The organism is Sinomicrobium pectinilyticum, from assembly GCF_003725735.1.
GTDB classification, from domain to species: domain Bacteria; phylum Bacteroidota; class Bacteroidia; order Flavobacteriales; family Flavobacteriaceae; genus Sinomicrobium; species Sinomicrobium pectinilyticum.
The window spans coordinates 1-11,907 of record NZ_RJTM01000116.1; the positions used below are offsets into that span (position 1 = coordinate 1).

Sequence of the window (11,907 nt, forward strand, 5' to 3'; positions counted from 1 at the left end):
TTCCCCACCCGGTTTTTCATACCGTAGATGGAATACAACAGATACCCTATGCCAAAAATATATGCCGGGATGGGAATGGGGATAAAAAAGAAGTAGATACTCATCCCCGGATTGAGCAGTATACCGGAATAAATAATGCCCGTCACGGCACCACTGGCTCCTACGGCACTGTAATAATCCTCATTTTTATGAAACTGAAAAGACAACAGGTTTCCGGCCAGTAAACTCGCCAGGTAAATAGCCAGAAACTTCAGATTGCCGAAATGAAATATCACGATCGGGGCAAAGAAGTAAAAGGTGATCATATTGAACAACAGGTGTGTAAAGTCCACATGCAAGAACCCGGAGGTCAGCATACGTAGTTTTTCTCCCTTTTTTATTGCCCTTATCTCAAACTTATAACGTTCAAAAAAAGAAGGATCGTTAAATCCTTTGATGGAAACCAATACGTTAGCAGCAATCACTGCTATCATTACTATATTCAAATCCATAGAATGGTATGTTTGTATCCTTATGTGTTCAAATATAGCTATATTTGCCGGAAATACTAAGAGATATAATGCAGCTTCTGGTCTTTATTCTGGCTTATCCTTTCTTATGGTTGATCTCTGTCCTCCCGTTCCGGCTTCTTTACCTGATCTCCGATATCGTTTACATCCTGCTTTACAGGATTATAGGATACCGCAAAAAGACCGTAAGGAATAACCTTAAACTGGCTCTTCCCCACCTGTCAGACGAAGAAAGGCTGGATATCGAAAAAAAGTTTTACAGGCATTTGGCCGATGTTTTCCTGGAAATGATAAAAACCCTCTCCATCTCTCAGGAAGAAATGGAAAAGAGGTTCGTATATACCAATGTGGAAGAAATACTGAAGCTGGAGAAAAGCAAAAGTGTTGTACTACTCTTCCCTCATTATGCAAACTGGGAATGGACTTCATCACTGGACCCACAGGTTGCTTCCAAAGGATATGCCATATATAAGCGCATAAGAAACCCGTATTTTGACCGTCTGGTAAAACGAATACGTCAGAAGTTTGGCACCACATTAATAGAAACAAAGGAAACTATCCGCGTAATCCGGCAAAATCAGAGGGACCATATTACCTGTATATACGGTTTTCTGAGCGATCAGTCACCACTCATGAGCAAAGCCATATACTGGCAGGAATTCATGGGAGTTAAAGTACCGGTCCATGTAGGTTCGGAAATACTTGCCAAAAGGACCGGACTTGCCGTAATATACCTGCGTGTTGAAAAAGTCAGAAGAGGATATTACCAGGCTACCTTCCTTACCCTGGCCGAAAACCCTGAAACCTATCCGGATTACCAGGTTACGGACATGTTCCTCCGGGAGGTGGAAAAACAAATAAAAGAAGCTCCTCAATATTATTTCTGGACCCACAAACGATGGAAACATATGGGGAAAGCACCGGACAAGCTCTGAGGAATTGGTAATGTGAAAGGAAATAATGACAGGACCAATATGCATTCATAACAATTCCTGAACCGAACTACAGACTACAAGCCACTGGCTTTATAAGCAATCATTAAAATTGCGATTTGGTCATTACGGCAACTCTTTTGTAAACTCAATAACGGGAGTTTTGAGAAGTCAAAGCGATATGCACTAACGCATGTGGTTCAAACTATTTTTGAGACCAATCGAAAAAACCTGAGTACGTATCTCAATTTCTGCCTGATACCTAAAAAGTGATTTTCTCCCAGGACCCCGCATATACCGGCGCTACCTTGTTCAGCGAATTTTTAAGGCTTACGATGTCCACTTTGGGACCATCGGAAAAGACATTCAGTATTTCGTCTTTCTTCGCATCGAAAAAGACCTGAAGCAAAAACGAATTGGGCCTGGTGGAATTAACACGCTCCAGGAATTTCATGGACCTGGCCATGGATTCTTTTCCGGAAGCCGCATCTTCGGTCATCCTGTCCAGTCCCATCCGGTGATACTCGTATAAAGCCGTACGATAACTCTTAAACGGGTTCGACAACAGGTTATCCACAAGCCCCCACCGGCTCTTGTTCCCGTCCGACTGTTTCCATCCGGAATAATTACTGCTCTGGGCCAGGTTAACAATATTCCGGGCCTGCTGGTAATAATCCGTCCCGCCTTCCGGGGCAAAAGTATCCGCATCCATTCCGAGTATAACATATATATAATATGTAATCACCGACACGAGGTTGGATTCAAATGTATTCCGGTTAAAGAAGAGGGGTTGAAATTCCAGATAACGGAAATCAAACTGCCTGTCCTGAAAATTAAATACGGGAGATTCGTAGGATGTATTGTAGACCGGACGGGAAGATTGCACCTGTATGGAGGCCGAAAACCGATCGGACTCATACTTGGAGACCGTAATGTACATGCTGCAGTTTATTCTTTCCTGCATGGCATACATACGGTTTGTCCATTTGGTTTTGTTTATAAAATCGGTAATGGACTTTTCCAGGGTTTCAAATATCTGCCTGTTACTCTGCCCCACCTGTTCAGCGTCTACCACCACTTTGCAATTGAGTTCCTGTGCGTGGAGAGAAAAATTCCACACCATGAGAAAACAAACTAAAAGAACTGAGTTTTTCATTTCCGGTTAAAGCAAATGCTATGATTTTTGGTTAATCGTATGACGGAGGTCAATAGCTTAAATCCTGCTCTCAAACAGTTTTTCCATTAGCTGTCTTCCGACATCCTGCGTTGTATCTCCTTAAAAATATCCAGGGCCACATCCGATTTGGGTTTCAATTCAAATGACACGATGTTCTCTTCCCTGTCTATAAAGGTAATTTTATTTGTTGATTTACCAAAACCTGCTCCTTTGTCATTAAGCGAATTGAGCACTATGGCATCCAGATTTTTCCTGCGGAGCTTTCCTTTGGCATTCTCTGTCTCGTCATGAGTCTCCAGAGCAAAACCAACAAGGTACTGGTGTTTTTTAATGGCTCCTATCGAGGCCAGGATATCTTTTGTAGGTTCCAGTTCTATCGTCAGTGAAGCGTCTTTTTTCTTTATTTTCTGTTCCTGCACCGTTACCGGCCTGTAATCGGAAACGGCAGCGGCAAGCACTGCTATATCCACATGCTCAAATACCTCGTGGACCGCCAGGTACATCTCTTCAGCGTTCACTACACGGACGATATTTACTCCGGGAATATCTGCAGTAAGATGTGTAGGGCCCATAATCAGTGTTACCTCTGCTCCAAGTGAAGCAGCAGTCCGGGCAAGTTCTATGCCCATTCTTCCGGAAGAGTGATTTCCGATAAAACGGACCGGGTCTATAGCTTCGTAGGTAGGCCCTGCGGTTATGAGTACTTTCTTTTCGTAAAACGGCAGATTGCTCAGGATATGCTTTTCCATGAAAGCCACGATATCCTCCGGTTCCGCCATACGGCCTTCCCCGGTAAGCCCGCTGGCAAGTTCGCCATGAACAGCGGGGATAATTATGTTTCCGTAAGCTTTAAGGGTATGTAAGGTATTTCGCGTGGAAGGGTGTTTGTACATGTCCAGATCCATCGCCGGGGCTATATAAACCGGACATTTGGCGGATAAATATGTTGCCAGAAGAAAGTTATCCGAAACACCGTTGGCCATCTTAGCCATGCTATTGGCCGTAGCCGGGGCAATAATCATATAATCGGCCCAGAGACCTGCTTCCACATGATTATTCCACATAGCATTACCATCTTCCTCATCTGTAAACGAGGACAGCACGGGGTTTTTCGAAAGCGTGGATAAAGTAAGCGGAGTGACAAACTCCCTGGCATTTTCGGTCATGATCACCCGGACATCAGCTCCTGCCCTGATAAATAACCGTACCAGAAAAGCAGTTTTGTAAGCGGCAATGCCCCCGGTAATGCCTAAAAGGATATTCTTGCCGCTTAAAACAGACATTTACGCTTCTTTTTCGGTATTCCTGTAGTATATTTTGTCGTTTAACCACTCTTCTACCGCAATAGCATGAGGCTTGGGAAGTTTTTCATAGAACTTGGAAACTTCGATCTGTTCCTTGTTCTCGAATATTTCTTCCAGGCTGTCGGTATATGTGGCAAATTCTTCCAGTTTCTCTATCAGTTCCTTTTTGATCTCGGAATTGATCTGGGTAGCCCTTTTGGCAACGATAGATATCGCCTCATAGATATTATCGGTAGGGGCGTCTATCTTGTTTTTGTCGAGGGTAACGGTAGAAACCGGGGCTTCTGTTTTTCTCAAATTGCTCATCTCTCTCTTCTTATTTGCTAAATTGTTGTAATTCCTGTTCTACTTCGGCCATCATTTTTTCGGCCTCATCGGCATACTTGGTATCCGGATAATACCTTTTTAAAGTATTATAGGATTCTTTGGTATGATTAAGACGCTCTTCCATCTTCGCGTAAATACTGTTTACGGCAAGATTATAGGAAGAAAGCATTCTGTAATACATCGCATCTTCCCGAAAAACGGTTCCGGGATAGTTCGAAAGAAAATTATCAAATGATTTTATGGCCGCTTTGTAATCGCTTATCCGATTGTACTGCTTGGCAATTTCAAAATCCTTTTTCTCCAATTTGGTCCGCAATTCATGAATCAGCTTGTTGGCCTCGTCGAGATATTCGGAATCAGGGTAATTATTGATAAACAGCTGCAATTTATCCACAGCCGTATTGGTTTCCTTCTGGTCCAGACTGTATTTCGGAGACAGCATGTAATAACTCTTGGCCCCCAGGAAAGCCGCCTCTTCTGCTTTATCACTTTTCGGATAGGATTTCGAAAAACGGTCGAACTGATAAGCTGCAAGATAATAATCTTTAGTCTGGTAATAGGCGTTGGCATGGAAGTACACTACCCTTTCTCCCTGCGGTTTTCCTGCATATTGAGGTACGACCTGCTCCAAAAGACGGTTTGCTCTTTTATAGTCTCCTTCATTGTACAGTTTCTCAGCCAGATCATACTTTACCTTAACATCCTCGCTCTTCAGTGCCTTTTGAAACGGGCTACAGGAGCTTATCAGGGCAGCAGCAGCGATGTATAAAAATTTCTTCATGCTTTAACGCGTAATTTTAAGTGGTTTCCGTCCGTGTCATCACGGCAATGGTCTTCACCGCTAAAATTAACGGCAAAATTAGCCAATAATTGGATAATACAAAATTTATTATCGCCGAAGATACAATTTACACGCTTCCCCGAAAACAGGCCGGGGCGAATTTTAACCATATTTTTAGAATTCGCCCCGGTTTATGCCTGTATGTTTCTTGTCCAATGGTCCAGCCTATACGGTCCCTGAACGGAGCCGAAGGGCGTTTTTTTCAACAAAACCTGCAATTCTCTGCCCCAGGTCCCTGTCTACCTTCACCAAAGGCAACCGCAATACATCATCTGCCAGACCCAGGGCCCTGAATACTGATTTGATGCCCGCCGGGTTCCCCTGTTCAAAAATCATGTCTATGGCATCCATAAGTTTATAATGCAACCTATAGGCTTCAGTAGCATTTCCGTCAAGACCGTACCGTACCATCTCCGTAAATTCCCTGGGGAATCCCTGGCCTATTACTGATATTACTCCCGCCCCCCCGGCAAGTACCATGGGCAGGGTAACCATATCATCCCCCGAAATTACCAGGAAACCTTCCGGCTTTTCCTTAATAAGGCGCATGGCCTGAACGATGTCCCCGGCCGCTTCTTTTATACCTATTATATTATCTATGTCCCTTGCCAGCCTCAGTACCGTTTGCGGCAACATATTAGAAGCTGTCCTTCCCGGTACATTATAAAGAATCACCGGAAGGGATGATGCCTCTGCCACTGCTTTGAAATGCTGGTATATTCCTTCTTGTGTAGGTTTGTTGTAATAAGGTGACACGGATAAGATAGCATCAAACCCGGACATGTCCGTAGTATGCAGTTCATTTACAACCTCGGCAGTGTTGTTTCCTCCTACTCCCAGAACCAACGGAAGTCTTCCCGCATTTGCCTTTATCACGGTCTGTTTTACTGTTTCCTTCTCTTCTCTGGTCAATGTTGCGCTTTCCGCAGTGGTTCCTAAAACCACCAGATACTCCACTCCTCCTTCGATGCAGTGGTCCACAATTTTTTCAAGTGCGGCCCGGTCTACACTGTTATCTCTTTTAAACGGGGTTACCAGAGCTACCCCGGTGCCTGTAAATTTTGACATCTTATATCTTGTTTAAAATAGTGAGATATTTAATTAACTCTTCTCTGAATTCCGGAAACCTGTCCGGACTGATGTTCATTATAAAATCGTTTTCTTTTTCATATTCTCCTGCAAGCCCTACTTTAAAAGCGGCTTTTATTTGATGCGTAGCCAGACCCAGCAGCAAATTCGGCTTACTGTAATAACTCAGCAGCATATCATATGGCTTTTCCAGTAATGCTTTATAATCTCCGTTACGGATCTCTCCCCTCCACCCCAGTTCTTCTTCGTGAAGGACCGGTATTCCGTAAAAAGCATTGGCATCCTTACGGGGAATAAAACCGATGATCCTGAAATTTTCCTGCCTTACCCCTATATCTCTTGCCAGGGTTTTAAAAGTTTCCGTTTCTCCATATTCGTCCAGGTTTACCACGCAGGCCAGAGAAGATACCTTAGCACTCCCGTAACCCTGCCCGCCACTCCTGGCGGACAAGCCTTTTTTGAGAATTTTATAGGCGGCTTTCTCTTTATATTTCTTAAAAAACATATACCTTCGCTTTGTTTTGCAAATGTAATACATTACCATGCATAAAAACAGAAGATCACCGTATCATAATAACATAGGAATAACACATTTTGTTATTTTTATAACGATAACTTTATTTTTCTCCTGTAAAAGAGGGGATGTTGTTACAGAGCCACAAATTTCCCGTATCGAAGGAAAGGAGATTAATATCAACGACAGTATCACGGAAGATAAAACTATTGAGGAATTCATACAACCGTTCCGTGAGCACATAGACGAAGACCTTAGCGCACCCCTTGCGTATAACTCTGCCAATCTCAGTAAAACCGACGGTGAACTGAATACGGCAATAGGAAACCTCATGGCTGATATTGTCATGCAGAAATCCCAGCCGGTATTTAAAAGGAGAACAGGTAAGAATATCGATGCTGTGCTGCTTAATTTTGGCGGCATACGTGCAACCATGGCCAAGGGAGATGTAACGGCACGGACAGCCTATGAGGTAATGCCTTTTGAAAATGCCATCGTGGTACTGGAACTTACTGCTGACAAGGTACAGCAACTGACAGCTTACCTCGCAAAAGCAAAGACCGCACACCCGGTTAGCGGCATGCAATTGGTACTGGATAATGACGGAAAAGTGAAAAAATTTCTCATTGCAGGAAAACCGCTCGATAAAAACAGACATTACTACATTGCTACTTCGGATTACCTGATGAACGGTGGAGACCATATGGATTTTTTCCTGAATCCCGTAAGCACCACGCCGCTGGATTACCGCATCCGGAATGCCATGATCGATTATTTCACGGAAACGGACACTATCCGGACGCAACAGGACGATCGTTTCATTCGCGACTAAATCATCCCGAACCGGAAGTCCGGAGATCAGAAAGCAGCAATGAAAGCAGTTGCTATGGAACGGCAAAATTCGGAATCCGAAAACAAGCCCCATACAGGATTTCTCGCGCCTGCCTTATAACAATTACCCGCTGCCATGCGTTATATAAAACACCAATCGTAAAACCGTATAAATAATACAATATGATCCCGGTAACAGAATTACTTTTTTACTGCCTGCCCGCAGTCATTACGGGGCTGGTTGCCTATTATTTTTTTCAGCAGTTTGTCAAAAACGAAAATTCGCGCCGTCATTTCTTTCTGAAGCGCGAAAGTCAGAAAGATATTCTCCCTATCCGTCTGCAGGCTTATGAACGCATGGTGCTTTTCCTGGAACGTATCAATCCCTCCAAATTACTGCTGCGCGTTTCTCCTAACGGAAGCGGCAAAGAGGAATACGAAGCCCTTCTCATCCGCAATATCGAAGACGAATACGACCACAACCTGTCTCAGCAGATATATATGAGTGACGAATGCTGGAATGTAATAAAAACTGCCAAGAACAGCACCATCCAACTCATCCGGAAGGTGAATATGAGCGAAAAAACGGATTCGGCCGATAAACTCCGGGAAAGCATCCTGAATGAAATGTTTGACAAAACATCTCCGTCTGCCGCTGCCCTGGCTTATATTAAAAAGGAAGTAGGTGATTTTCTGACCTGAAATTAAAATCCGATAGCCCCGAAAAAGACCCAGGTATAAAAAATTGTGAAGGTTTTTAGCTACAGTTATCCTGCACCTTCATTATCTTTTGCACCCGGTTTGCATCTTTTAGAATTGATTCCCGGAAAACAACCGAATATTTCCGGGAAAGGTTCGTAACTTTGTCCCGCAGGCCATCTTATCGCTTCCCGGTCCCGATAACTATCGGGATCCGGGGAGAGGAAAGTCCGGACACCACAGCGCAGCGTAGCGGGTAACACCCGCCCCCCGGCTTACCGGGAGAGGACAAGTGCAACAGAAAGGATGTACAGGTAATGCTGTAGTGAAATCAGGTAAACTCTACGCGGTGCAACGCCATGTATACCGGCATTTAAGGGTTGCGCGCCCGATCCCGATAACTATCGGGGTGCCGGAGGGTAGGCGGTTAGAGATCCCGGGTAACCGGTATCCCAGATAAATGATAAGACTCGACAGAATCCGGCTTACAGGCCTGCTTTTTTTTATTTTTAGAGACTCAAGGCTTCAGACCCCGGGCTTTAATTTCCGGGCATATACTGCATCACCATTCTTTTGCACATGTCTCTCAACTTCGGAACTGCAGGCTAGCTGAACAGGTCTGATGACAGGTACCGGTCGCCACGATCGCATATAATTGTTACGATAACTCCCTCATTCAGGGTTTTGGCCAGTTTCAGGGCTGCACATACCGCTCCTCCGCTGCTCATCCCTGCAAATATCCCTTCTTCACGGGCCAGTCTCCTGGTCATTTCAGCGGCCTCGGCTTCACTTACTTCTATAATTTCATCAACTTTGGACGGGTTGAATATTCCCGGCAGGTATTCTTTCGGCCATTTGCGTATTCCGGGAATACTGGAATTATCGGTAGGCTGCACTCCAACGATACGGACATCCCGGTCCTTCTCTTTCAGGAAGGTAGAAGTCCCCATTATAGTGCCTGTAGTTCCCATTGCAGATACAAAATGAGTGATATTTCCCCCGGTATCCCGCCATATTTCCGGACCCGTAGTCTTATAATGGGCTTTCCAGTTATCATCATTCCCAAACTGGTTCAGAGACATATACCCCTCTTCTGCCACCTTTTTTTCCGCATAATCCCGGGAACCTTCGATACCCGAATCCGATGAGGTCAGGGTTACCTTGGCTCCGTAAGCCCGCATTGTCTGAACCCGCTCACGGGTGGAGTTTTCCGGCATAACCAGTTCTATGTCCAGCTTGAACAAACCGGCTATCATCGCCAGGGCTATCCCCGTATTACCACTGGTGGCTTCGATCAGCTTTGTTCCGGGTTTTATATCTCCCCGGTCCAGGGCGCTTTTTATCATATTGTACGCTGCCCTGTCTTTTACACTGCCTCCGGGATTATCTCCCTCCAGTTTCAGCAACAGGCTGATATTTTTATTCTTCACCAGAGTGGTTGCAGCTACCAATGGTGTATTCCCTATATTGTCGAGTAAGGTTTTATACATGTCGAACAGCTTTATTATGCTTTTCCTATAGATTATATGGATTAATAGTGGCAAAAACCCGCTTCCGCGAATTTTATCATACAAAAATACCAATATTTTTATCGAAGAAGTACCCCTTCTTCAAAAAGATAATTCCCGTCTACCGTCCGCACTTTTTTCAATCCGGACGGCAACGGCATCTTCCGGCAGCAGCCCTTCGATCTTCTCCGGCCATTCGATAAAGACCCACGCACCGGTATAGAGATAATCTTCAATACCTATGTCCAGGGCCTCGATCTCATCATTAATGCGATAGAAGTCAAAATGATATATTTTACTCCGGTGTTCTCCTTCGTACTCATTGACAAGCCCGAAGGTAGGGCTTCCGGTGACATCTTTTACACCCAGATGATGCGCCAGTGATTTTATCAGGGTAGTTTTCCCTACTCCCATATCTCCGTAGAACAACAGGGTCTTTCCGGGCACTTCATCCAGAAGCTGCCGGGACACTACCTCTATTTCCTCCAGGGTATAACTGATCTTTTTCAAGGTCTCGGTATTAAATTCTACCTGGGTTCCAGGACTATAAAAGGTATGATCATCTCCTCAAGTGATATTCCCCCGTGCTGATAGGTATTCCGGTAATAGCTCACGTAATGGTTATAATTATTGGGATATGCGAAAAAGAGATCATCCTTTGCAAAAATAAACGAACTGCTCATATTAATAGATGGCAAATGGATATCCTTAGGCCTTTTCGCCGCAAAGACCTCCTTAGCTTCGTAAGAAAGACTCCTGCCCGTTTTATAGCGCAGATTCAGGCTTGTTTCCTTATCCCCTATCACCTTAGACGGATTTTTGACATTTATGGTGCCGTGGTCTGTGGTGAGCAAGAGTTTAAAACCGAGTTGTTGCGATTGCTGGATGATTTCCAGTAACGGGGAGTTTTTAAACCAGCTCTGGGTAAGTGAACGGTAGGCCTTATCATTGGATGCAAGCTCTTTGATAACTTCCATTTCGGTTTTGGAATGCGAAAGTATATCCACAAAGTTGTACACCACTACGGTAAGGTCGTTATCCTTCTGTGATCTGAAGTTCTGTGCCAGTTGCCTTCCGGCCTTCAGACTGGAAATCTTATGGTATTCCCATTTGATATCCAGGCCGAGACGACGTATTTGTTCGTGCAGAAAATCTGCTTCGTGCAGGTTTTTTCCACCTTCATCCGTGTCGTTCTTCCAGTATTTAGGGTACAGCTTTTCCATTTCCGCTGGCATTAACCCCGCAAAAATGGCATTCCTGGCGTACTGTGTGGCTGTAGGAAGGATACTGAAATACGGTACTTCGTTTTTACTTTTATAATGTACATTGACCGCGTCTTCAATAGCCATCCACTGGTCATACCTGAGGTTGTCTATGACCACCAGCAGCGTAGGCGTGTTTTTCTGCAATTCCGGCACCACCAGTTCGCGGAACAGGGTATGTGACATTACCGGGCCTTCATCGTCCGAGAACCATCCGGGGTAATTCTTTTCTATGAACTTACCGAACTGCGTATTGGCTTCCGTCTTTTGCGATTCCAGTATCTCTACCATACCTACGTCCTCTATATTTTCGAGTTCCAGTTCCCAGTACAAAAGTCTTTTATAGAGCCCGACCCATTCTTCGTAAGAATTGACCATGGCCATATCCATGGCAATCTTCCGAAACTCCTGCTGATAGTTAGCTGTAGTTTTTTCTGACACCAGTCGCGAGTGGTCGAGGTTTTTCTTCAGCGAAAGTAATATCTGATGCGGATTAACGGGCTTTATCAGATAATCCGCTATTTTAGACCCTATGGCCTCTTCCATGAGGTATTCTTCCTCGCTCTTGGTAATCATCACTACCGGTAGATTCGGCCGTTTTGCTTTAATTTCCGTCAGGGTTTCCAGGCCGGTCAGCCCCGGCATGTTTTCGTCCAGGAAGACAATATCGTAGCTGTTCTTATCGACATCTTCTATTGCATCGGCCCCGCTCTGGCAGGTAGAGATCGTATAGTTCTTTTTTTCTAGAAAGAGAATGTGCGGTTTCAACAAATCGATTTCATCATCAACCCACAGTATTTTTATGTTGCTCATATCCGTATATTTGTATTTTGCATTTCGTACTCCTTTTTTTATCAGACGGGGAAAATAACCGGATCGCGGTTTACAGGTTTCGCGCCAAAAATAAACATTAA

The 11,907-nt window shown here is 44.4% G+C and carries 13 protein-coding genes and 1 other RNA gene; 4 read left to right on the forward strand and 10 right to left on the reverse strand.

Annotated features, from left to right (window positions below):
- Window positions 1–491 (reverse strand): rhomboid family intramembrane serine protease (locus ED312_RS17270; protein WP_148044321.1); only part of this gene is annotated, 491 nt, incomplete at its 3' end.
- A 68-nt stretch (window positions 492–559) separates the two neighbouring features.
- Between ED312_RS17270 and ED312_RS17275 the strand changes: the two genes are divergently transcribed.
- Window positions 560–1,444, forward strand: a complete 885-nt coding sequence (locus tag ED312_RS17275; RefSeq protein WP_123217280.1) for a lysophospholipid acyltransferase family protein — start codon at window positions 560–562, stop codon at window positions 1,442–1,444.
- Between the two features lie 259 nt (window positions 1,445–1,703).
- Here ED312_RS17275 and porD read toward each other — a convergent pair whose 3' ends face one another.
- From porD to ED312_RS17305, 6 genes are all read right to left on the reverse strand, one after another.
- Complete coding sequence (gene porD, locus ED312_RS17280) at window positions 1,704–2,597, reverse strand: type IX secretion system protein PorD (protein ID WP_123217281.1); 894 nt, start codon at window positions 2,595–2,597, stop codon at window positions 1,704–1,706.
- 86 nt (window positions 2,598–2,683) lie between these two features.
- Window positions 2,684–3,901: a bifunctional phosphopantothenoylcysteine decarboxylase/phosphopantothenate--cysteine ligase CoaBC gene (gene coaBC / locus ED312_RS17285; RefSeq protein WP_123217282.1), complete on the reverse strand. Its 1,218-nt coding sequence runs from the start codon at window positions 3,899–3,901 to the stop codon at window positions 2,684–2,686.
- Complete coding sequence (locus ED312_RS17290) at window positions 3,902–4,228, reverse strand: DNA-directed RNA polymerase subunit omega (protein ID WP_123217283.1); 327 nt, start codon at window positions 4,226–4,228, stop codon at window positions 3,902–3,904.
- A gap of 10 nt (window positions 4,229–4,238) precedes the next feature.
- Window positions 4,239–5,030, reverse strand: a complete 792-nt coding sequence (locus tag ED312_RS17295; protein ID WP_123217284.1) for an outer membrane protein assembly factor BamD — start codon at window positions 5,028–5,030, stop codon at window positions 4,239–4,241.
- Window positions 5,031–5,255: 225 nt separating this feature from the next.
- Window positions 5,256–6,158 (reverse strand): 4-hydroxy-tetrahydrodipicolinate synthase, encoded by a 903-nt coding sequence (gene dapA / locus ED312_RS17300; RefSeq protein ID WP_123217285.1) that lies wholly within the window; start codon window positions 6,156–6,158, stop codon window positions 5,256–5,258.
- 1 nt (window position 6,159) lies between these two features.
- The gene (locus ED312_RS17305) at window positions 6,160–6,684 is read right to left on the reverse strand and encodes a DUF6913 domain-containing protein (protein ID WP_123217286.1); all 525 of its coding nucleotides are present in this window, start codon (window positions 6,682–6,684) and stop codon (window positions 6,160–6,162) included.
- 37 nt (window positions 6,685–6,721) lie between these two features.
- Between ED312_RS17305 and ED312_RS17310 the strand changes: the two genes are divergently transcribed.
- The 3 genes from ED312_RS17310 (at window position 6,722) to rnpB (ending at window position 8,727) form a co-directional block, all read left to right on the forward strand.
- Window positions 6,722–7,525 (forward strand): 5'-nucleotidase C-terminal domain-containing protein, encoded by an 804-nt coding sequence (locus ED312_RS17310; RefSeq protein WP_123217287.1) that lies wholly within the window; start codon window positions 6,722–6,724, stop codon window positions 7,523–7,525.
- 182 nt (window positions 7,526–7,707) lie between these two features.
- The gene (locus ED312_RS17315) at window positions 7,708–8,226 is read left to right on the forward strand and encodes a DUF7935 family protein (RefSeq protein WP_123217288.1); all 519 of its coding nucleotides are present in this window, start codon (window positions 7,708–7,710) and stop codon (window positions 8,224–8,226) included.
- A 165-nt stretch (window positions 8,227–8,391) separates the two neighbouring features.
- An RNA gene (rnpB, locus tag ED312_RS17320) (RNase P RNA component class A) lies at window positions 8,392–8,727 on the forward strand.
- Between the two features lie 101 nt (window positions 8,728–8,828).
- Here the strand turns inward: rnpB and cysM are convergent.
- From cysM to porX, 3 genes are all read right to left on the reverse strand, one after another.
- Complete coding sequence (gene cysM / locus ED312_RS17325; RefSeq protein ID WP_123217289.1) at window positions 8,829–9,713, reverse strand: cysteine synthase CysM; 885 nt, start codon at window positions 9,711–9,713, stop codon at window positions 8,829–8,831.
- Between the two features lie 120 nt (window positions 9,714–9,833).
- Window positions 9,834–10,241, reverse strand: coding sequence for a tRNA (adenosine(37)-N6)-threonylcarbamoyltransferase complex ATPase subunit type 1 TsaE (gene tsaE / locus ED312_RS17330; protein WP_123217290.1), 408 nt, complete (start codon window positions 10,239–10,241; stop codon window positions 9,834–9,836).
- Window positions 10,242–10,258: 17 nt separating this feature from the next.
- Entirely contained in the window at window positions 10,259–11,806 is a 1,548-nt protein-coding gene (gene porX, locus ED312_RS17335) for a T9SS response regulator signal transducer PorX (protein WP_123217291.1), read from the reverse strand.
- Window positions 11,807–11,907 lie beyond the last annotated feature (101 nt).

Bases quoted from the DNA above. Each gene is read 5' to 3' on its own strand.
- ED312_RS17275 (WP_123217280.1), top strand. From the start codon at position 560: ATGCAGCTTCTGGTCTTTATTCTGGCTTATCCTTTCTTATGGTTGATC.
- porD (WP_123217281.1), bottom strand. From the start codon at position 2,597: ATGAAAAACTCAGTTCTTTTAGTTTGTTTTCTCATGGTGTGGAATTTT.
- coaBC (WP_123217282.1), bottom strand. From the start codon at position 3,901: ATGTCTGTTTTAAGCGGCAAGAATATCCTTTTAGGCATTACCGGGGGC.
- ED312_RS17290 (WP_123217283.1), bottom strand. From the start codon at position 4,228: ATGAGCAATTTGAGAAAAACAGAAGCCCCGGTTTCTACCGTTACCCTC.
- ED312_RS17295 (WP_123217284.1), bottom strand. From the start codon at position 5,030: ATGAAGAAATTTTTATACATCGCTGCTGCTGCCCTGATAAGCTCCTGT.
- dapA (WP_123217285.1), bottom strand. From the start codon at position 6,158: ATGTCAAAATTTACAGGCACCGGGGTAGCTCTGGTAACCCCGTTTAAA.
- ED312_RS17305 (WP_123217286.1), bottom strand. From the start codon at position 6,684: ATGTTTTTTAAGAAATATAAAGAGAAAGCCGCCTATAAAATTCTCAAA.
- ED312_RS17310 (WP_123217287.1), top strand. From the start codon at position 6,722: ATGCATAAAAACAGAAGATCACCGTATCATAATAACATAGGAATAACA.
- ED312_RS17315 (WP_123217288.1), top strand. From the start codon at position 7,708: ATGATCCCGGTAACAGAATTACTTTTTTACTGCCTGCCCGCAGTCATT.
- cysM (WP_123217289.1), bottom strand. From the start codon at position 9,713: ATGTATAAAACCTTACTCGACAATATAGGGAATACACCATTGGTAGCT.
- porX (WP_123217291.1), bottom strand. From the start codon at position 11,806: ATGAGCAACATAAAAATACTGTGGGTTGATGATGAAATCGATTTGTTG.